This window comes from Streptomyces sp. NBC_01237, from assembly GCF_035917275.1.
Taxonomy (GTDB): Bacteria; Actinomycetota; Actinomycetes; order Streptomycetales; family Streptomycetaceae; genus Streptomyces.
This window is the reverse complement of record NZ_CP108508.1, coordinates 2,802,761-2,822,360: the sequence shown is the minus strand read 5'-3', so window position 1 is coordinate 2,822,360 and position 19,600 is coordinate 2,802,761. Positions and strand designations below refer to the sequence as shown.

The 19,600-nt window shown below is 69.1% G+C and carries 17 protein-coding genes and 2 tRNA genes; 14 read left to right on the top strand and 5 right to left on the bottom strand.

Features of this window, described 5'->3' with window-relative positions; genetic code table 11:
* The first annotated feature begins 1 nt into the window (after window position 1).
* On the top strand, window positions 2–211 hold the full coding sequence (locus tag OG251_RS12500; protein WP_326677224.1) for an excisionase family DNA-binding protein: 210 nt from the start codon (window positions 2–4) through the stop codon (window positions 209–211).
* Complete coding sequence (locus tag OG251_RS12495) at window positions 211–1,350, top strand: tyrosine-type recombinase/integrase (protein ID WP_326677223.1); 1,140 nt, start codon at window positions 211–213, stop codon at window positions 1,348–1,350. Before OG251_RS12500 ends, OG251_RS12495 begins: the two co-directional genes overlap by 1 nt.
* Before the next feature lie 71 nt (window positions 1,351–1,421).
* On the opposite strand, the gene OG251_RS12490 is transcribed toward OG251_RS12495, so the two are convergent.
* A tRNA-Gly gene (locus OG251_RS12490) sits at window positions 1,422–1,495 on the bottom strand.
* A gap of 168 nt (window positions 1,496–1,663) precedes the next feature.
* Here OG251_RS12490 and OG251_RS12485 point away from each other — a divergent pair.
* From OG251_RS12485 to clpX, 5 genes are all read left to right on the top strand, one after another.
* Window positions 1,664–1,740, top strand: a tRNA-Pro gene (locus OG251_RS12485).
* Between the two features lie 150 nt (window positions 1,741–1,890).
* Window positions 1,891–3,285 carry a trigger factor gene (gene tig / locus OG251_RS12480; RefSeq protein WP_073723179.1) on the top strand — a complete coding sequence of 465 codons (1,395 nt, stop codon included), beginning with the start codon at window positions 1,891–1,893 and terminating at the stop codon, window positions 3,283–3,285.
* Between the two features lie 291 nt (window positions 3,286–3,576).
* Window positions 3,577–4,182 carry an ATP-dependent Clp protease proteolytic subunit gene (locus OG251_RS12475; RefSeq protein WP_073723895.1) on the top strand — a complete coding sequence of 202 codons (606 nt, stop codon included), beginning with the start codon at window positions 3,577–3,579 and terminating at the stop codon, window positions 4,180–4,182.
* Window positions 4,183–4,261: 79 nt separating this feature from the next.
* On the top strand, window positions 4,262–4,945 hold the full coding sequence (locus OG251_RS12470) for an ATP-dependent Clp protease proteolytic subunit (RefSeq protein WP_073723177.1): 684 nt from the start codon (window positions 4,262–4,264) through the stop codon (window positions 4,943–4,945).
* A gap of 156 nt (window positions 4,946–5,101) precedes the next feature.
* A complete protein-coding gene (gene clpX / locus OG251_RS12465; RefSeq protein ID WP_073723175.1) occupies window positions 5,102–6,403 on the top strand; it encodes an ATP-dependent Clp protease ATP-binding subunit ClpX in 1,302 nt (433 codons plus the stop codon).
* A gap of 95 nt (window positions 6,404–6,498) precedes the next feature.
* On the opposite strand, the gene OG251_RS12460 is transcribed toward clpX, so the two are convergent.
* On the bottom strand, window positions 6,499–7,494 hold the full coding sequence (locus OG251_RS12460; protein WP_326677222.1) for a hypothetical protein: 996 nt from the start codon (window positions 7,492–7,494) through the stop codon (window positions 6,499–6,501).
* Window positions 7,495–7,632: 138 nt separating this feature from the next.
* On the opposite strand from OG251_RS12460, the gene OG251_RS12455 reads away from it, so the two are divergent.
* A complete protein-coding gene (locus tag OG251_RS12455) occupies window positions 7,633–10,254 on the top strand; it encodes a valine--tRNA ligase (RefSeq protein WP_326677221.1) in 2,622 nt (873 codons plus the stop codon).
* A 73-nt stretch (window positions 10,255–10,327) separates the two neighbouring features.
* On the opposite strand, the gene OG251_RS12450 is transcribed toward OG251_RS12455, so the two are convergent.
* From OG251_RS12450 to OG251_RS12440, 3 genes are all read right to left on the bottom strand, one after another.
* Window positions 10,328–11,698 (bottom strand): glycosyltransferase, encoded by a 1,371-nt coding sequence (locus OG251_RS12450; protein ID WP_326677220.1) that lies wholly within the window; start codon window positions 11,696–11,698, stop codon window positions 10,328–10,330.
* A gap of 38 nt (window positions 11,699–11,736) precedes the next feature.
* On the bottom strand, window positions 11,737–12,885 hold the full coding sequence (gene wecB, locus OG251_RS12445) for a non-hydrolyzing UDP-N-acetylglucosamine 2-epimerase (RefSeq protein ID WP_326677219.1): 1,149 nt from the start codon (window positions 12,883–12,885) through the stop codon (window positions 11,737–11,739).
* A gap of 136 nt (window positions 12,886–13,021) precedes the next feature.
* Complete coding sequence (locus OG251_RS12440; protein WP_326677218.1) at window positions 13,022–13,783, bottom strand: response regulator transcription factor; 762 nt, start codon at window positions 13,781–13,783, stop codon at window positions 13,022–13,024.
* A gap of 117 nt (window positions 13,784–13,900) precedes the next feature.
* Between OG251_RS12440 and folC the strand changes: the two genes are divergently transcribed.
* From folC to mreD, 6 genes are all read left to right on the top strand, one after another.
* Window positions 13,901–15,424, top strand: a complete 1,524-nt coding sequence (folC, locus tag OG251_RS12435) for a bifunctional tetrahydrofolate synthase/dihydrofolate synthase (protein WP_326677217.1) — start codon at window positions 13,901–13,903, stop codon at window positions 15,422–15,424.
* 5 nt (window positions 15,425–15,429) lie between these two features.
* Complete coding sequence (locus OG251_RS12430) at window positions 15,430–15,780, top strand: DUF4233 domain-containing protein (protein WP_326677216.1); 351 nt, start codon at window positions 15,430–15,432, stop codon at window positions 15,778–15,780.
* A gap of 144 nt (window positions 15,781–15,924) precedes the next feature.
* Entirely contained in the window at window positions 15,925–16,338 is a 414-nt protein-coding gene (ndk, locus tag OG251_RS12425; protein ID WP_073723159.1) for a nucleoside-diphosphate kinase, read from the top strand.
* Window positions 16,339–16,628: 290 nt separating this feature from the next.
* Window positions 16,629–17,648 (top strand): rod shape-determining protein, encoded by a 1,020-nt coding sequence (locus tag OG251_RS12420; RefSeq protein WP_073723157.1) that lies wholly within the window; start codon window positions 16,629–16,631, stop codon window positions 17,646–17,648.
* A gap of 98 nt (window positions 17,649–17,746) precedes the next feature.
* The gene (gene mreC, locus OG251_RS12415) at window positions 17,747–18,865 is read left to right on the top strand and encodes a rod shape-determining protein MreC (protein ID WP_326677214.1); all 1,119 of its coding nucleotides are present in this window, start codon (window positions 17,747–17,749) and stop codon (window positions 18,863–18,865) included.
* An 11-nt stretch (window positions 18,866–18,876) separates the two neighbouring features.
* Window positions 18,877–19,539: a rod shape-determining protein MreD gene (mreD, locus tag OG251_RS12410; protein WP_266806977.1), complete on the top strand. Its 663-nt coding sequence runs from the start codon at window positions 18,877–18,879 to the stop codon at window positions 19,537–19,539.
* Window positions 19,540–19,600: the final 61 nt, after the last annotated feature.

Genomic DNA, 19,600 nt, shown 5'->3' with positions numbered 1-19,600 from the left:
CATGGAACGCCTGCTCAGCGTTGATCAGGTCGCCGAACTGCTCGGCACCACTGTCCGGTTCCCCCGGCGGCTGATCGAGGAACGCCGGATCACCTTCGTCAAGGTCGGCCGACACGTCCGCATCCCCGAGACCGCCGTAGCGACCTTCATCGCTGCCAACACTGTGGAGCCTTCGACGGTGCGCCGGGCTGTCCTGAGGAGGGCTGCCTAGTGGCGGGCAAGAAGCGTTCCTTCGGGCGGGTACGGAAGCTGCCTTCCGGCCGCTATCAGGCTCGGTACCTCGGTGCGGATGGCATCGACCGGCCCGCGCCCGAGACCTTCCGGACCAAGCGGGATGCCGATGACTGGCTGGCGGAGCGGCAGGCGGAACTGCGGTCGGGTGACTGGTCGGACCCGGATGCGGGCCGGATCGACTTCGGTTCCTACGCGGCCACTTGGATCACCGAGCGCGGCATTGGGGCCTCGACTGCCGACCTGTACCGCTCGCTGCTCCGCAATCACCTAGTCCCGACCTTCGGCAAAGTCGCGGTAGCGGACATCACCTCGGCCATGGTCCGTGCGTGGCGGGTCGTCCGGCTGGAGAGCGGGACCGGCCCGTCAACGGTTGCGAAGTCGTACGCACTCCTTCGGGCAGTGCTGATGACCGCGGTGGATGACCGGTTGATCCGGCGAAACCCCTGCCGGGTCAAGGGGGCCAGCACCGCACCGACCCCTGAGCGGCCCACAGCGACCGTTCAGGAGGTCTACGCGCTCGCGGAGGCCATTCAGCCCCGGTATCGGGCTCTAGTCCTCCTGGCGGCCTTCTCCGGGCTTCGCTGGGGGGAGTTGGTCGGGCTCCGTCGTCGGGACTTGGACCTGACGGCCGGCGCTTTGCGGGTGCGTCGGAATATCGCCGAACTCCACAACGGCACGCGTCTGGTGAAGGAGCCTAAGAGCGCTGCCGGGAAGCGCACCGTGGCGATCCCAGCGGTGATCCATGAGGAGCTGGCCACACATCTGACGGTCTATGCGGAGCCCGGTGCGGATGGCCGCGTCTTCGTTGGCGCCAAGGGGGCGACGCCTCGGCGGAATCACTTCAACCGGCTGTGGCGCAAGGCGTGCGATCTCGCTGGGATCAAGGGGCTGCACTTCCATGATCTTCGCCATACGGGCAACACCCTGGCAGCGGCGACCGGTGCCAGCACGCGCGAGTTGATGACGAGAATGGGCCACAGTACGGCCCGTGCGGCGCTGATCTACCAGCACGCGACCGCCGAGCGAGAGCGGCTGATCGGCAATGCCGTGAGCGCGGCCGTTGAGCAGGCCCGGAAGCAAGATCCCGATCCGAACGGGCATGCAGCGGGCACGTAGGGCCGAATGAAGATCGGCAACGCACAAGGGCCAGGCTGGAGAATGACTCTCCGACCTGGCCCTTAAGCATCTGGAGCGGGCGACGGGAATCGAACCCGCGTAGCTAGTTTGGAAGACTAGGGCTCTACCATTGAGCTACGCCCGCAAGCATCGCACCGCAGGTCACTGCGACCGCGGCACGAAGAGCATCGTAGCGGGTCGGTGGACCGGTCCGCACACCCCTCGTGCCGGCCGGCGGGCGACCGGGTGGCGGGCCGCCGGGTAAAGCGGCGGAAGCACTGCCCTTCTGCATGTACCCTACGTGTCGCACCGACGGGGTGTGGCGCAGCTTGGTAGCGCGTCCGCTTTGGGAGCGGAAGGTCGTCGGTTCGAATCCGGCCACCCCGACCACCAGCAAGATCGCATTGTGGGAGTCATCCTCCTTGCCGTTACTATGCAAAATGCGTGCCCGTGTGTCTGATGTACCGGGCTCGGTCCGCGAAGCCGCCTCTCGGCGGCCCAGCAGAACCCCAAGAAGTCAGCCACCAAGGAGACCGAACCGTGAAGAGCGCCGTGGAGACCCTGAACCCGACCCGGGTTCGGCTCAGCATTGAGGTGCCCTTCGAGGAGCTCAAGGACAGCCTCGACGCGGCGTACAAGAAGATCAACCAGCAGGTCACGGTGAAGGGCTTCCGCAAGGGCAAGATCCCTGCCCGGGTCATCGACCAGCGGTTCGGCCGTGGTGCGGTGCTGGAGGAGGCCGTCAACGACGCCCTCCCGAAGTTCTACACCGAGGCCGTCAACGAGGGTGAGCTGAACGTCCTCGGCCAGCCCGAGGTCGACATCACCGAGCTGAAGGACGGCGAGCTGCTGGCCTTCACTGCCGAGGTTGACGTACGCCCCGAGATCGAGATCCCGGACTACTCCGGCATCGAGGTCACCGTGGACGCCCTCGAGGTCACCGATGAGGACGTCGAGAAGGCCGTGGAGCAGCTCCGCGAGCGCTTCGCCTCCACCAACCCGGTCGAGCGCGCCGCCGCCGAGGGCGACGTCGTGACGATCGACCTGGAGGCCAAGGTCGACGGAGAGGTCCTGGAGGACGGCGTGGCCGCCGGTGTCTCGTACACCATCGGTTCCGGCGAGCTCCTCGACGGCATCGACGAGGCCGTGACCGGCCTGGAGGCCGGTGGCGAGGCCACCTTCACCTCCGAGCTGAAGGGCGGCTCCGCCGAGGGCAAGGCCGCGGAGGTCACCGTCAAGGTCACCGCCGTCGCCGCCCGCGAGCTTCCCGAGCTGGACGACGACTTCGCCCAGATGGCGAGCGAGTTCGACACGCTCGACGAGCTGAAGGCGGACAGCCGCAAGCGCCTGGAGAACACCAAGCAGTACGACCAGGCCACCCAGGCCCAGGAGCGCGTCCTGGACGAGCTGCTGAAGCTCGCCGAGGTCCCGATCCCCGAGAAGCTCCTCGCGGACGAGGTCCAGACCCGCAAGCACAACCTGGAGCACCACCAGCTCGGCCAGATGGGTCTCGACCTGGAGAAGTACCTGGAGATCCAGGGCAAGACCCTTGAGGAGTTCGAGGCCGAGACCGCCGAGCAGGCGATCAAGGGCATCAAGACCCAGTTCATCCTTGACGAGCTCGTCAACAAGGAGAAGCTGAACGTCAACCAGGAGGAGCTCACCGAGCACCTCATGCGGCGTGCCGCTTCCTCCGGCATGAGCCCCGACCAGTTCGCCCAGGCCGTCGTCGAGGGCGGCCAGGTGCCGATGCTCGTCGGCGAGGTCGCCCGCGGCAAGGCGCTGGCCGTGGTCGTCGAGGCCGCCAAGGTCGTCGACACCAACGGTGAGGTCGTCGACCTCGAGGACGACGAGGACGAGGCCACCGAGGCCGCGGCCGAGGAGACCACCGAGGCCGCCGCCGAGGAGCAGTCCACGGAGAAGACCGAGGCCTGAGTCCCGCGCTGATCGGCTCCGGCTGATCCGCACGGACCGGTCCGTACGACGGGCTCCGGACGCACCGCGTCCGGAGCCCGTCGTCGTATCGCCGTGCGACCACCGGAACCCTTGTGCCCACTGCGGACCTTGCGCTCCCAGCGAACAGTTGGGGAAGCGGGATGGCGTTGTCCTACCTGCGCGTTAGGGTCCATGAATAGGAAGGGTGGGGGAGTCCCCACCCACCCGGTACGAAGACGCTGAGACGGCCGGAGCCGTCAGAGACGAGCAGGTGGATACGTGACGAATCTGATGCCCTACGCCGCCGGAGAGCCGTCCCTCGGTGGAGGCCTCGGTGACCAGGTCTACAGCCGACTGCTCGGCGAGCGCATCATCTTCCTCGGTCAGCAGGTCGACGATGACATCGCCAACAAGATCACCGCACAGCTTCTCCTCCTTGCCGCCGACCCGGACAAGGACATCTACCTCTACATCAACAGCCCCGGCGGTTCGGTGACGGCCGGCATGGCGGTCTACGACACCATGCAGTACATCCCGAACGACGTGGTCACCATCGGTATGGGCATGGCGGCCTCGATGGGCCAGTTCCTGCTCACCGGCGGCTCCACGGGCAAGCGCTTCGCGCTCCCGAACACCGACATCCTCATGCACCAGGGTTCGGCCGGCATCGGCGGTACCGCCTCGGACATCAAGATCCAGGCCGAGTACCTGCTCCGTACCAAGAAGCGGATGGCGGAGATCACCGCCCACCACTCCGGCCAGACCGTGGAAACGATCATCCGCGACGGCGACCGCGACCGCTGGTACACCGCGGAGGAGGCCAAGGAGTACGGCCTCATCGACGAGATCATCACGTTCGCGTCGGGCATCCCGGGCGGCGGCGGCACCGGTGCCTGATCCGGCCTCCACCGGACCGGCAGCACCTTCCGCGCACCTCTCGTACGCCGAGATCCCCAGCCCACAGAACGCCACCAGGATGGTGAACACCCACATGAACAACTTCCCCGGCGCCTCCGCGAGCGGCCTCTACACCGGCCCGCAGGTGGACAACCGCTACGTCGTCCCGCGCTTCGTGGAGCGCACCTCGCAGGGTGTGCGTGAGTACGACCCGTACGCGAAGCTCTTCGAGGAGCGCGTGATCTTCCTCGGCGTCCAGATCGACGACGCCTCGGCCAACGACGTCATGGCGCAGCTGCTGTGCCTGGAGTCGATGGACCCGGACCGCGACATCTCGATCTACATCAACAGCCCCGGCGGCTCGTTCACCGCGCTCACCGCGATCTACGACACGATGCAGTTCGTGAAGCCGGACATCCAGACGGTCTGCATGGGCCAGGCGGCCTCCGCCGCCGCCGTCCTGCTGGCCGCGGGCACGCCGGGCAAGCGCATGGCGCTCCCGCACGCCCGGGTGCTCATCCACCAGCCGTCCTCGCAGACCGGCCGCGAGCAGCTCTCCGACCTGGAGATCGCGGCCAACGAGATCCTGCGGATGCGTTCGCAGCTGGAGGAGATGCTGGCCAAGCACTCCACCACCCCGCTGGAGAAGATCAGCGAGGACATCGAGCGCGACAAGATTCTCACCGCCGATGACGCCCTCGCGTACGGTCTGGTTGACCAGATCGTCTCCACCCGTAAGACCACGGCCGGCGCGGCCGTCTGACGTCGGTTTTTCCCCTTGGCACATGACGGTCACACGGTCCGGACCGTGTGAACCGTGCCAAGGGGGGCCCGAACGGGGGGCTAGGCAAGGTACCGTCGGATAGAGGCACCAGGAGTCGCTGAACCAGGCGTCTCCCAGGCGAAGGGGAAGCACCTCGTGGCACGCATCGGTGATGGCGGCGACCTGCTCAAGTGCTCGTTCTGCGGAAAGAGCCAGAAGCAGGTGAAGAAGCTCATCGCGGGACCCGGTGTGTACATCTGCGACGAGTGCATCGATCTCTGCAACGAGATCATCGAGGAGGAGCTCGCGGAGACCTCCGAGGTCCGTTGGGAAGAGCTTCCCAAGCCTCGCGAGATCTACGAGTTCCTCGAGGGGTACGTCGTCGGGCAGGAGCCGGCGAAGAAGGCCCTCTCGGTCGCGGTGTACAACCACTACAAGCGGGTCCAGGCCGGGGAGAACGGCGGCGGCGCCAATCGCGAGGACGCGATCGAGCTCGCCAAGTCGAACATCCTGCTGCTGGGCCCCACCGGTTCCGGCAAGACGCTCCTCGCGCAGACACTGGCCCGCATGCTCAACGTCCCGTTCGCCATCGCCGACGCGACGGCGCTGACGGAGGCCGGCTATGTCGGTGAGGACGTCGAGAACATCCTGCTCAAGCTGATCCAGGCGGCGGACTACGACGTCAAGAAGGCCGAGACCGGGATCATCTACATCGACGAGATCGACAAGGTCGCCCGCAAGAGCGAGAACCCGTCGATCACGCGTGATGTCTCCGGCGAGGGTGTCCAGCAGGCCCTGCTGAAGATCCTGGAGGGCACCACCGCCTCCGTACCGCCGCAGGGCGGACGCAAGCACCCGCACCAGGAGTTCATCCAGATCGACACGACGAACGTGCTGTTCATCGTGGGCGGTGCCTTCTCCGGTCTGGAGAAGATCATCGAGTCGCGGGCCGGCGCCAAGGGCATCGGCTTCGGCGCGACGATCCGTTCCAAGCTGGAGATCCAGGCGAGCGACCAGTTCCAGGAGGTCATGCCGGAGGACCTGGTGAAGTTCGGGATGATCCCCGAGTTCATCGGCCGCCTTCCCGTGCTGACCTCGGTGCACAACCTGGACCGCGAAGCGCTGCTCCAGATCCTGGTCGAGCCGCGCAACGCCCTGGTGAAGCAGTACCAAAGGCTGTTCGAACTCGACGGTGTGGAGCTGGACTTCGAGCGCGAGGCCCTGGAGGCCATCGCCGACCAGGCGATCCTGCGCCAGACGGGCGCACGCGGTCTGCGCGCCATCATGGAGGAAGTCCTCCAGTCCGTGATGTACGAGGTGCCGTCCCGCAAGGACGTCGCCCGCGTGGTCATCACCCCGGACGTCGTCCGCAACAACGTCAACCCCACGCTGGTCCCGCGCGAGCCGCGCACCATCGGCAAGAACGACGGCGGCGGCCGCCACGAGAAGTCCGCGTAGCGGAAGTCGCCCAGGAGGTACGCCGAAGGGGCGCCCGGCCGGTCAACCGGCGGGCGCCCCTTCGTTGTTGTGCGGTGCCGCGTGGTGACGCGGGATCAGATCTTGGTGCGCGAGGTGTTGTAGAGCTTGGCGGTGAGGGCGGCGACGTCCTCCTGCGGCATGGCCTTGCCGGTCACGGACGCGCCGATGTCCAGGCCCACCACGATTCCGATGGTGCTGTAGTCGGCCCAGATGCAGACCGGCATGACCATTTCCTTCGGGCCGTTGGCGGGCGTGCCGTCACCCTTGGCATTGATCATCTTCATGCTCTGGCACTTCATCAGCGCGCCCTTGAAGCCCGCCGGTGTGACGTTCTCGGGACTGCCGACCAGGGAGAACGTCGAGCCGTTGTCCCCCTGCTTCATCTCCTTCTCGGCGTTCTTGAAGGAGCCGTCGACGACCTTCGCGGGATCGCTGACCTCGCCCCACCTGCCCTGGAAGGAGAGCACCTTCTGCGCCAGCGGGTTGTCCTTGCTCCCGCTGGCGTAGCTGGTGACCGCCTTCTGGGGGTTCTTGATCCCCATGGCCTCGGCCTCGGTCTTCTCCGTGCCCGTGACGGGGCCGGACGGTGCCGACTGCTGGCTGTTCTTCTTGTAGTCGTCCACCGAGTCCGGGGGCGTCAGCTTGTAGCCCTTGGTCGAGTCGGCCACGTCACTGTTGCTGGAGCTGCCGTCCGAGGTGAGGAAGTACACCCCGCCCGCGATGACCGCCAGTGCGACGACGGCCACACCGATGATCAGACCGGTCTTCTTCTTCGGTGCCGCCGGGGGGAACGGGGGCTGGCCGCCGTATGCCTGCTGGCCACCGTAGGGGGGCGTGGGCGGCTGCTGGCCGTACGGGCCCGGCTGCTGGGCCTGCGGGTAGCCGTAGCCCTGCGGGGGCTGCTGCGGGGGAACGCCCTGGGGGGCCTGCTGCGGGTACCCGTAGCCGGGCTGGCCCTGCGGCGGACCCTGGGGCGGCTGGCCGCCGTACGGGCCCGGCTGCTGTCCGTACGGTCCGGGCTGGCCCTGCGGCGGCTGCCCACCGTATGGGCCCGGCTGGTTGTAGCTCATTGCGCTGTCCCCTCCAGAAATGCTTATGCGTTCCGAACATCCTGGCGGAAGCGGCGCTGACATGGGGCATCGCGGATCACACCGTTACTGAACAATCCCGTTTCAGTACGGGACTGTGACGGCCCTAAACTGTCTCCCGTGACCGAGAACACTCAGCAGCAGCCAGCCAGCAACCCCGAACTGCCGACCCAGTACGCGCCGGCCGATGTAGAGGGGAAGCTGTATGAGCGCTGGGTAGAACGCGGGTACTTCGAAGCGGACGAACACAGCGACAAGCCGCCCTACAGCATCGTCATCCCGCCGCCGAACGTCACCGGAAGCCTCCACCTGGGGCACGCCTTCGAGCACACCCTGATCGACGCCCTCGTCCGCCGCAAGCGCATGCAGGGCTTCGAGGCGCTGTACCAGCCCGGCATGGACCACGCCGGGATCGCCACCCAGAACGTCGTCGAGCGCGAGCTCGGCAAGGAGGGCAAGTCCCGCCACGACCTGGGCCGCGAAGCCTTCGTCGAGCGCGTCTGGAAGTGGAAGAACGAGTCCGGCGGCCAGATCGCGGGACAGATGCGCCGCCTCGGCGAGGGTGTCGCCTGGTCCCGTGAGCGCTTCACCATGGACGAGGGCCTGTCCAAGGCCGTCCAGACCGTCTTCAAGCGGATGTACGACGACGGCCTGATCTACCGCGCCGAGCGCATCATCAACTGGTGCCCCCGCTGTCTGACCGCGATCTCCGACATCGAGGTCGAGTACCAGGACGACGACGGCGAGCTCGTCTCCATGAAGTACGGCGAGGGCGAGGACACCATCGTCGTCGCCACCACCCGCGCCGAGACGATGCTCGGTGACACGGCCGTCGCCGTCCACCCCGACGACGAGCGCTACCGGCACCTGGTCGGCAAGCAGATCAAGCTGCCGCTCACCGACCGTACGATCCCGGTCGTCGCCGACCACCACGTCGACCCCGAGTTCGGTACCGGTGCCGTCAAGGTGACCCCCGCGCACGACCCGAACGACTTCGAGATCGGCAAGCGCCACGACCTGCCGTTCCTCACGGTCATGGACGAGCGCGCCGTCATCACGGTCCCCGGCCCCTTCCAGGGCCTCGACCGGATGGAAGCCCGCTCCGCCATCGTCGCCGCGCTGCGCGCCGAGGGCCGGATCGTCGCCGAGAAGCGGCCGTACGTCCACTCGGTCGGTCACTGCTCGCGCTGCAAGACCACCATCGAGCCGCGCCTCTCCCTCCAGTGGTGGGTCAAGGTCGCCCCGCTCGCCAAGGCGGCCGGTGACGCCGTCCGCGACGGCAGCGTCAAGATCCACCCGCAGGAGATGGAGAAGCGGTACTTCGACTGGGTCGACAACCTCCACGACTGGACGATCTCGCGCCAGCTCTGGTGGGGCCACCGCATCCCCGTCTGGTACGGCCCGAACGGCGAGGTCGTCTGCGTCGGACCGGACGACGAGGCGCCCACGGGCGAGGGCTGGACCCAGGACAGCGATGTCCTGGACACCTGGTTCTCATCCGGCCTGTGGCCGTTCTCCACGCTCGGCTGGCCGGAGCGGACCGACAGCCTCGCGAAGTTCTATCCGAACTCCGTCCTGGTCACCGGCTACGACATCCTCTTCTTCTGGGTCGCCCGGATGATGATGTTCGGCCTGTACGTCAACGACGGCGTCCCGCCGTTCGGGACCATCGTCCTGCACGGCATGGTCCGCGACGAGCACGGCAAGAAGATGTCGAAGTCCTTCGGCAATGTGGTCAACCCGCTGGACTGGATGGACAAGTACGGCTCCGACGCCCTGCGCTTCACGCTGGCGCGCGGCGCCAACCCGGGCACCGACGTCCCGATCGGTGAGGAGTGGGTCCAGGGCTCGGCGAAGTTCGCCAACAAGATCTGGAACGCCACCCGCTTCGCCCTGATGAACGGCGCCACGATCGAGGGCGATCTCCCGTCCGCCGACGAGATGTCGGTGACCGACCGCTGGATCCTGTCCCGGCTCAACAAGACCGTCGCCGAAGTCGACGCGTTCTACGACGACTACCAGTTCGCCAAACTCAGCGAGACGCTGCGGCACTTCGCGTGGGACGAGGTCTTCGACTGGTACGTCGAGCTCTCCAAGACCACGTTCTTCGCTGGCGGCAGGCAGGCCGAGGTCTCCGGCCGGGTCCTCGGTGAGGTCCTCGATGTGATGCTGCGACTGCTGCACCCCATCGTCCCGTTCGTCACCGAGACGCTCTGGACCGCGCTCACCACCCGGGAATCCGTCGTCATCGCCGACTGGCCCGCCGACTCCGGCTTCCGGGACGACGCGGCCGAGAAGGAGATCGAGCTCGTCCAGCAGGTCGTCACCGAGGTCCGCCGCTTCCGCTCCGACCAGGGCCTCCAGCCCGGCCAGAAGGTCCCGGCCCGGCTCACCCTGACCGGTACGGCGCTCGCCCCGCACGAGGCGGCCATCCGCCAGCTGCTGCGGCTCCAGCCCGCCGAGGACGGCTTCCACGCCACCGCGACCCTGCCCGTCGCGGGGGCCACGGTCGCCCTCGACCTCTCCGGCACGATCGACATCCCGGCCGAGCGCAAGCGCCTCACGAAGGACCTGGAGGCGGCCGGGAAGGAGAAGGCCCAGGCCAACGGGAAGCTCGGCAACGAGGCGTTCCTGGCCAAGGCCCCGGACAACGTGGTCGACAAGATCCGCGGGCGCCTGGCCAAGGCCGAGGCCGACATCGAGCGGATCACCGCCCAGCTGGCGAGCCTGCCGCAGGGATGATGACCTGAGAGCGAAGCCCCCGCACGCCCGACCGACCGGGAGCGCGGGGGCTTCGCCGTACCCGGCGCACCTTCTATGTCTCCCGCGCGGCCGGTCCGACCATCAGCGGCTCCGCGTTGCGGCGGGTCTTCGCCCAGCCGTTGCGCCCCCGGAGCATCCGGACGAAGCCCCGGGCCGAGACGATGAACAGGTGGTACGCGTACAGCCACAGCGCCACGCCCCACACCAGGGACTTCAGGAACGACGCGTCGGGCACGTGATCGCGGCGGTAGACCGGCCCCCACAGGATGAACGGCGTCACCGACACCACGGCCAGGACGACCATCACGGGCCAGTGGACCAGCAGACCCTCCAGCTCGTGCACGCCGTCGCCCCGCACCGCCCCGACGGCCGGCGACGCGAGGATCACCACCGTGAGGGCCAGTGTCAGCAGATGCGCCAGCGGCTGGACGAAGGTGTAGAGCGTCTCCATCACCCCGCGCCCCCGGATGTGCCGGGAGGAGACGATCCGCGACGCGTAGCGCACGCACTGGAGATTGCCCTGCGCCCAGCGGGTCCGCTGCGCGAGCAGCCGACGCCCGCTCGGCAGCGCCTCCTGGGTGACGTGGGCGTCGGCGACATGCGTGGTGCGGTATCCCGCGAGCAGCATGTGGAGGCCCAGCTCGTAGTCCTCCAGCAGCGCGCCTCGCTGCCAGGGACGGCGCTCGGCGGTCGCGATCCGGTCCAGGGCACTCAGCCGGGTGAACTGGCCGTTGCCGCCGAGCCCCGTCGAACCGGTGCGGTTGCGCAGCAGCTGCATCCCCGTGTTCGACACGGCGAACTCCATGTCCTGCACCCGTACGAGGACCCGCCCCAGGGCGTTGGCCGCGCGGCCGCGCTCCGGGAACGGCCGGCGCTCGCCCGCGTTCCGCATCCGTACGGACACCTGCACCCCGCCGGTCTCCGGGTCGCCCAGCGCCTCGGGACCCGAGACGGGGACCAGGGCCCCCGGATCGAGCTGTCCGTCCGCGTCGATCACACAGACGATCACCCGGGAGCGGTCGGTGCCCGCCGGGAGGAATTCCCCGAGCCGTTCGTACGCGGTGTTGAGCGCGGCCCCCTTTCCGGTCCTGGCGTCCGGGCGGCGGCGGCGGACGAGATGCACCCGCGGATCGTCCGCGGCGAGCGCGGCGGCGATCTCGCCGGTCGCGTCGTCGCTGTCGTCGTCGATCACCCAGACGTCCGCGCCGGGGAAGCCGGCACGCAGTCGCGCCACGGTCGTCCCCACCACGGCCTCCTCGTCCCGGCAGGGGACGAAGAAGTGCCAGTCGAACAGCGCCGGGTCACCGGGCGCGGTGGGGCGGCGGCGCAGGTAGGAGCGGCGTGATCCCGCCCAGTAGAGAAGGAAGCAGAGCAGGAGGGCGAACGGATAGACGAGAAGTGCGGTGGTCAGTGGGGCAGGCACGACAGGCTCCGAAGAGTCGGGCGGAAGGGGACGGGCTCTCAGGCGGCGAGTGCCGCGTCGCGGGCGGCGGGCCGCACGAGGCCGGTGATGAGCGCCGCGATCCGCTGGGCGGCGAGGCCGTCGCCGTACGGGCTGGGGGTCCGCTCCAGCAGGCGCAGCCCGGGGGCGCCCTGGGCGAGGCGATGACGGGCCAGTCGGCCGATCTGCGGCCCCGGCGACACGAGGTGGGCGAAGTGGGCCATCGACTCCGGGCGCTCGGTCGACCGGCGGACCACGATCAGCGGCCGGCCCAGGACGGTGCACTCCTCCTGGACGCCGCCGGAGTCGGAGATCAGCAGCGCCGTGTGCCGGGCCAGGGCGAGGAACTCCCCGTACCCCAGCGGGGCCAGCACGGTGATGCCGTCCAGCAGTCCGCCCAGCTCGGCTTCCTCGATACGGGCGCGGGTGCGCGGGTGCAGGGGCAGCAGCACCGGCAGGCCGTCGGTGGCCAGCGCGGCGAGTTCGGCCAGGACGGTGCGCAGGGTCGCGGTGTCGTCGGTGTTCTCGGGCCGGTGCAGGGTCGCCAGGATGTAGTGGTCCGGCTCCAGTCCGTGGTGCGCCAGCAGGGCTCCGCGCCGTTCGGCCGGGGGCAGATGGCGCCGTACCGCCTCGACGACGGTGTTGCCGGTCAGGGTGATGCGCGCCGGGTCGATGCCCTCGGCCAGCAGGTTCGCCCGGTTCTCCGGGGTGGCGGCGCACAGGACGTCGGCGATCGAGTCGACGAGGACGCGGTTGTGTTCCTCGGGCATCGCCGGGTCGTTGCTGCGCAGTCCGGCCTCGACGTGGACGAGGGGAATGTTCCGTGCGTTGGCGGCCAGCGCCCCCGCGAGCGTGGCGTTCGTGTCGCCCTGCACGACGACGGCCGCGGGCGGGTGCTCACCGAACAGCGCGTCGAGCTGTTCCAGCGAACGGCCGATCTGGACGGCGCGCGGGGTGCCGCCGACGCTGCGCAGGAGCTCCGGTGCGGGCAGACCCAGTTCCGCGACGAACCGGCCCGACATGGCCTCGTCCCCGTGCTGGCCGGTGTGGATGAGCCGGGCCGAGGAACCGAGGCGGTGGATGACGGGGGCGAGCTTGACCAGTTCGGGCCGGGTGCCCAGGACGACGGCGACGGAGCGCGCGGGCAGCTCGGAGAGTTCGGGGGACATGGGGGGCCGTTCCTTTCGCCGTTCCCGGCCGGGGGAGTCCCAGGCTCGGCGGCGCAGGTTGCACGGCGGGTGTACGGGGGGTGCGGCGACGTTGCGCGACGCCGGTGCGCACGGATGGGGAAGTTGGTCCCGGGACCTATGGCCCGGACGGGCCGGGCCGGTCCGGGCCCAACGGCCCGGTGGACGTCCCCTTCGGAGCCTGCGGAGCCTCGGGAGCCGGATAGCGGTAGCCCAGGCCCCGTACGGTCTCGACCGGCGCGGGCCGACCCGTCGTCCGGGCGATCTTCCGGCGCAGCCGCAGCACGGTGTACTTCACCCGTGCCGGATCGCTGCCGGGCGGTACCTCCCACACCATGTGCAGCAGCTGATCGGCGGACAGCACCTGACCGGCGTGCCGGGCGAGCGCGGTCAGCAGGGCGAACTCGATCGGCGTCAGATCGAGCCACTGCCCGTCCAGCACCGCCTCGTGCGCCCTGAGGTCCAGCGTGAGCCGGCCGTCCTCGACCAGGGGCATCACCTCCGGCGCCCCGCCCGCCGCACGCCGCAGCCGGGCCCGCAGCATCGGCTCGTACAGTGCCTGCGGCACCTCGGCGGTCACATAGTCGTCGGCCCCGGAGTTCAGCGCCCGTACGGCGTCGCGCACATCGAAGGAGCCGTCCACGACCGCGATCGGCAGATCGCTCATGTCCCGTACCCGGCTCAGTACCTCCCAGGGGCTGAGCCCGCCCAGCCGCAGGCTGAGGATCAGCAGGTCCGGCCGATGCTTGTACAGGGCACGCAGAGCGCTCTCGCCGCTGTGCACGACCAGGGTCTCGTAGCCCTCGCCCGAGGTCACGCCGACCAGCCCCGGATGGACTCCGTCCGGGGCCGCGATCAGGATCAGCGGGATGGGGCGCACTCCTCCACCATGCGGCAGCGCGCGGCTTCGCACCGCGCGCACCGGCTCCGAACGGCCGATCCGCCCCGGCCGCCGGGCGCTGCGCGCGATGTCCGTGCCCATCCGTAGACTGGCCCCGTGAGTGAGCCCCGCCCTTCAGACCGGCACGACGCGTCAGAGTCCGACGACACCTTCGAGGAGATCGTCGACGAAGCGACCCAGCGCGACCCCGACCTGGCGGTGATCGAGGCCGGGAGCCGCACCCTGCGCACCCAGTCCGGACCGCCCCTGGGCGACACCGTCCCCACCCGCCCGGCCGATCCCGAGACCGACAGGGCACTGCACGCCGTGGAGCAGGAGCTCGCCGGCCGCTGGGGCGAGACCAAGCTCGAACCCTCGGTGACGCGCATCGCGGCACTGATGGACGTGCTCGGTGAGCCGCAGCGCGCGTACCCCTCCATCCACATCACCGGCACCAACGGCAAGACCAGCACGGCCCGCATGATCGAGGCCCTGCTGAACGCCTTCGAGCTGCGCACCGGCCGGTACACCTCGCCGCACGTCCAGTCGATCACCGAGCGGATCAGCCTGGACGGCGCCCCGATCGAGGCGGCGCGCTTCATCGAGACGTACGAGGACGTCAAGCCGTACGTCGAGATGGTCGACGCCCAGCAGCCCTACCGCCTGTCGTTCTTCGAGGTGCTGACCGGCATGGCGTACGCGGCCTTCGCCGACGCCCCGGTCGACGTCGCGGTGGTCGAGGTCGGCATGGGCGGCACCTGGGACGCGACGAACGTGATCGACGCGACGGTCGCCGTCGTCACCCCGATCTCGCTGGACCACACCGACCGGCTCGGCGACACGCCCGCCGAGATCGCCGGGGAGAAGTCCGGGGTCATCAAGCAGGGCGCCACGGTCATCCTGGCGCAGCAGCCGGTGGACGCCGCGCAGGTGATGCTGAAGAAGGCCGTCGAGGTGGACGCCACCGTCGCCCGCGAGGGCATGGAGTTCGGTGTCGGCTCCCGGGAGATCGCGGTCGGCGGCCAGCTGCTGACGCTGCGCGGTCTCGGCGGCGAGTACGACCAGATCTTCCTGCCGCTGTACGGGGCCCACCAGGCGCACAACGCCGCGGTGGCGCTCGCCGCGGTCGAGGCGTTCTTCGGCATCGGTGCCGAGCAGGCCCGGACGCTCGACGTCGACGCGGTCCGCAAGGCCTTCGCCTCGGTGCTGTCCCCGGGCCGTCTCGAAGTGGTCCGCTCCAGCCCGACCGTCGTCCTGGACGCCGCCCACAACCCCGCCGGTGCGCGCGCCGCGGCGGACGGCATCTCCGAGGCGTTCAGCTTCTCCCGGCTGATCGGTGTGGTCGGGGCGAGCGGCGACAAGGACGTGCGGGGGCTGCTCGAAGCCTTCGAGCCGATCTTCGCCGAGGTCGTGATCACCCAGAATTCCAGCGCCCGCTCGATGGACGCGGACGAGCTGGCCGGTATCGCCGTCGAGGTCTTCGGCAACGACCGGGTCCAGGTCGAGCCCCGGCTGGACGACGCGCTGGAGGCGGCGATCACCCTCGCCGAGGAGCACGAGGAGTACGCGGGCGCCGGGGTCCTGGTGACCGGATCCGTGATCACGGTCGGCGAGGCCCGGCTGCTGCTGGGAAGGGGCTGAGCCCGGTGCGTACTCTCTGCGCGTCCACGCTGATCGGTGAGTTCTTCGTGATCGGCTTCGCGGGACTCGTCGCGATGAAGTCCGACGACCTGACGGCGGCCACGGTCTGGACGGTCTGCGGCATCGGCATGGCGCTGTCCGTGCTGCTGTGCGGCGTGATCACCCGCCCCGGCGGCGTACAGCTCGGCTGGGCGCTCCAGATCGCGCTGGTGCTGAGCGGTTTCGTGGTCCCGATGATGTTCATCCTCGGTCTGGCCTTCGGCGGTCTGTGGTGGGCCTCGGTGCACTACGGCCGGAAGATCGACGAGGCGAAGGCCCGGTGGGCGGCGCAGGAGACCACCGAGGCCCCTGCCTGAGACCCGGCCCGGCCCGCCCGGTCGCGGGACTCCACGAGCCCGGCCGTGGGCCCGGGGATGACGCTGCGTAACCCGGCCGTCGGGCCGTTCCCGTACCCCTGTAATCTCGCCTCACCGCACCCGTATGCCTGCAAGGAGCCGTACATGACTCAGCGCACCCTCGTCCTTCTGAAGCCGGACGCCGTCAGGCGTGGGCTGATCGGCGAGATCGTCGGCCGTATCGAGCGCAAGGCCGGCTGGCAGATCACCGCGCTGGAGCTGCGTACGCTCGACGAGGGGACGCTGGAGCAGCACTACGGCGAGCACAAGGGCCGCCCGTTCTACGAGCCGCTCGTGGAGTTCATGGCATCCGGCCCCGTCGTCGCCCTTGTGGCCGAAGGCGAGCGGGTCATCGAGGGTGTACGTGCCCTGGCCGGCCCCACCGACCCGATCGCCGCCGCGCCCGGCTCGATCCGTGGCGACTTCGGCACGATCACCAGGGAGAACCTCATCCACGCCTCGGACTCCGAGGAGTCCGCAGAGCGAGAACTGAAGCTGTTCTTTCCGGGACTTTCCTGACCGGGGATCGGCCAAACAGCGCTCATGACCTGGGGCGACCGAAGTAATTCGGTCGCCCTTCGGCATAGGGTTCGAGATCGCGGGAACGCATCCCTCCGACGTAACGTCACCATGGGTAGAACGGGAACCCGTTCCGCTCACAATGGCGAAGGACCCTCGCGCTGTGTCCGTGCATACGGCACTACGATGGAAGCTTCCACGCCCGCAGCGCCAACCTCGCCTACCAAAACAAGCCACTCTCGCTTCTTGGGAAGGCCCGACGCATCCTCATGGGGAACAAGGGGAACTCAATGTCGTTCATCGGCCGTGACATGGCTATCGACCTCGGGACTGCCAACACGCTGGTGTACGTCAGGGGGCGCGGCATCGTTCTGAACGAGCCGTCCGTCGTGGCCATCAACACCAACACCGGCGGCATTCTCGCGGTCGGCTCCGAGGCGAAGAAGATGATCGGCCGTACGCCGGGCAACATCGTTGCCGTACGACCGCTGAAGGACGGCGTGATCGCCGACTTCGAGATCACGGAGCGGATGCTCCGCTACTTCATCCTCAAGATCCACAAGCGCCGCTACCTGGCCCGCCCGCGGGTCGTCGTCTGCGTTCCCTCCGGTATCACCGGGGTCGAGCGACGCGCCGTCATCGAGGCATCGACGCAGGCCGGGGCGCGCCAGGTGCACATCATCGAGGAGCCCATGGCCGCGGCCATCGGCTCCGGTCTGCCGGTCCACGAGGCCACCGGGAACATGGTCGTCGACATCGGTGGCGGCACCACCGAGGTCGCCGTGATCTCGCTCGGCGGAATCGTCACTGCCCAGTCGATCCGGGTGGCCGGGGACGAGCTGGACAACGCGATCATCCAGCACATCAAGAAGGAGTACTCCCTCCTCCTCGGTGAGCGCACCGCCGAACAGATCAAGATCACGATCGGTTCCGCGTTCGAGCTGGAGAAGGACGAGCACACCGAGATCCGCGGCCGCGACCTGGTCTCCGGGCTGCCCAAGACCGTCGTGATCTCCGCGACCGAGGTCCGCAAGGCCATCGAGGAGCCGGTCAACGCGATCGTCGACGCCGTGAAGACAACGCTCGACAAGTGCCCGCCGGAGCTCTCCGGCGACGTCATGGACCGCGGCATCGTCCTCACCGGCGGCGGCGCGCTCCTGCGCGGACTCGACGAGCGGCTGCGCCACGAGACGGGCATGCCGATCCACATCGCCGAGGACCCGCTGGACTCGGTGGCCCTCGGATCGGGCAAGTGCGTCGAGGAGTTCGAGGCGCTCCAGCAGGTGCTGGACGCCCAGCCCCGACGGTAGAAACTCCATGATCCGACGTGCGGACGCTGCCACTCCGTACGTCGGATCGTTGATATACAGGCACGAACATTCCGACGAGGAAGGCACGGCCGCCGCACGTGAGGGACACACGAGAGAGCCGGCTGCTCCTGGTGCTGCTGATCGCCATCGCATTCGCTTTGATTACGGTGGATATCCGCGGCGGCGAGGAGTCACCGGTGGACGGCGCCCGGCAGGCCGCCGCGACGGTCTTCGGACCGGTCGAGAACGGGGTGGCGGCAGCCGTCGACCCGGTGGGCAACGCCATCGGTGCCGTACGGGACTCCGGTGACCGGCACGACCGGATCGCCGCCCTGGAGCGGGAGAACGCCGCGCTGAAGGCCAGGCTCGGCAGCGACGACCGCAACAGCAGCCGGGTCCGCCAGCTCGACGCCATGATGAAGAACGCGGGCGCCGGCCAGTACGGCATCAAGGGCGCCGAGGTCATCGCCATAGGAGCGGCCCAGGGCTTCTCCTGGACGATCACCATCGACGCCGGAAGCAACGACGGCGTCAAGCGGGACATGACGGTGCTCAACGGCCAGGGACTGGTCGGCCGGGTCACCACCGTCGGCCCGGACACCGCGACCGTCCTGCTCGCCAACGACCCCGACTTCACGGTCGGCACCCGGATGGAGAAGACCGACGAACTCGGCTTCGCCACCGGCCAGGGCTCCCGGCCGCTGTCGGTCCAGTTCCTCAACGGCAAGGCCAAGGTGAAGAAGGGCGACCGTCTGGTCACCTTCGGCTCCAGCAAGGACAAGCCCTTCGTGCCCGGCGTCCCGGTCGGCGAGGTCGTCCGCGTCGACCCGTCCGGCGGTGATCTGACCCGGACCGTCTATGTGAAGCCGTACGTCGGCTTCACCAAGCTCGACATCGTCGGCATCGTGGTCCAGGCCCCGCGCGAGGACCCCCGCGACATGGTCCTGCCGAAGAAGCCCGCCAAGCCGAAGCCCACCCCCACGGTCACCGTCACCGTCCAGCCGAACGGCGATCTCGTCGGCCCCGGTGGAAAGGTCGTCGGGAACATCAACGAGAAGCCCGGCACGAAGCCCACCGGCAATGGCACGGACAATCCGGCGGGGAACACCGGAAACGCCACGGGAAATACCGACGGCAATACCACCGGGAACGCCGACAACGCGGCCGATCCCGACGGCGCCGGTAATCCCGACAACGCGGTAAACGACCAGGAGTAGGGCTGATTCCCATGCGCTTCAACCGGACTCTGCTCTCCGTCACCCTGGTCGTGGTCGCCCTCGTCGTCCAGGTCTCCGTACTCGCCCGGCTCCAGCTCCCCGGCGCCGTCCCCGACCTCCTGCTGCTCACCGTCCTCGGACTCGCCTTCGTGTACGGGCACGTCAGCGGAGCGCTCATCGGCTTCGGCGCGGGCCTCCTCGCCGACCTGGCACCGCCCGCCGACCACGCCGCCGGGCGCTACGCCCTGGTGCTGTGCGTCATCGGCTACCTCGCGGGCCTGGCCCGGCCGGAGAACGGACAGCTCAAGTCGGCGTTCGCCCCGATGGCCGTCGTGGTCGCCGCGGCCATCGGCTCGACCCTGCTGTACGCCGGGGTCGGCGCCCTCGTCGGTGACACGGCCGCCCGCCATGTGGGCCTGGGCAGCCTGCTGTTCACCGCCGCGATCTACGACCTGCTGCTGGCGCCGTTCACCGTGCCGCTGATCATGGCCCTCGCCAGACGCACCGAGAACGACCCGCTGGCCGAGTCCTCCTCCGGCGGCGATGTCGCCGCCGGATGGCTCGCCTCGGGCACCGGGCTGCGGATCGGCAGCCAGCGCGGCGGACTGCGCGTCAAGGCGGCCCGCAACCGCGCCGCACGCGCGGGAAGGATCAAGGGGGTCAAGCGCCTGTGAGGCCGCACTTCCCGGGGGACATCCCCCGTACCCCCAGCCGGACCACCACCGGGGGCGCCCC

What these genes read in the sequence shown, in the direction of transcription:
- OG251_RS12500 (WP_326677224.1), top strand. Translation starts at nt 2, where the DNA reads ATGGAACGCCTGCTCAGCGTTGATCAGGTCGCCGAACTGCTCGGCACC.
- OG251_RS12475 (WP_073723895.1), top strand. Translation starts at nt 3,577, where the DNA reads ATGCCCTACGCCGCCGGAGAGCCGTCCCTCGGTGGAGGCCTCGGTGAC.
- OG251_RS12470 (WP_073723177.1), top strand. Translation starts at nt 4,262, where the DNA reads ATGGTGAACACCCACATGAACAACTTCCCCGGCGCCTCCGCGAGCGGC.
- OG251_RS12460 (WP_326677222.1), bottom strand. Translation starts at nt 7,494, where the DNA reads ATGAGCTACAACCAGCCGGGCCCATACGGTGGGCAGCCGCCGCAGGGC.
- wecB (WP_326677219.1), bottom strand. Translation starts at nt 12,885, where the DNA reads ATGTCCCCCGAACTCTCCGAGCTGCCCGCGCGCTCCGTCGCCGTCGTC.
- ndk (WP_073723159.1), top strand. Translation starts at nt 15,925, where the DNA reads ATGACTCAGCGCACCCTCGTCCTTCTGAAGCCGGACGCCGTCAGGCGT.
- OG251_RS12420 (WP_073723157.1), top strand. Translation starts at nt 16,629, where the DNA reads ATGTCGTTCATCGGCCGTGACATGGCTATCGACCTCGGGACTGCCAAC.
- mreD (WP_266806977.1), top strand. Translation starts at nt 18,877, where the DNA reads ATGCGCTTCAACCGGACTCTGCTCTCCGTCACCCTGGTCGTGGTCGCC.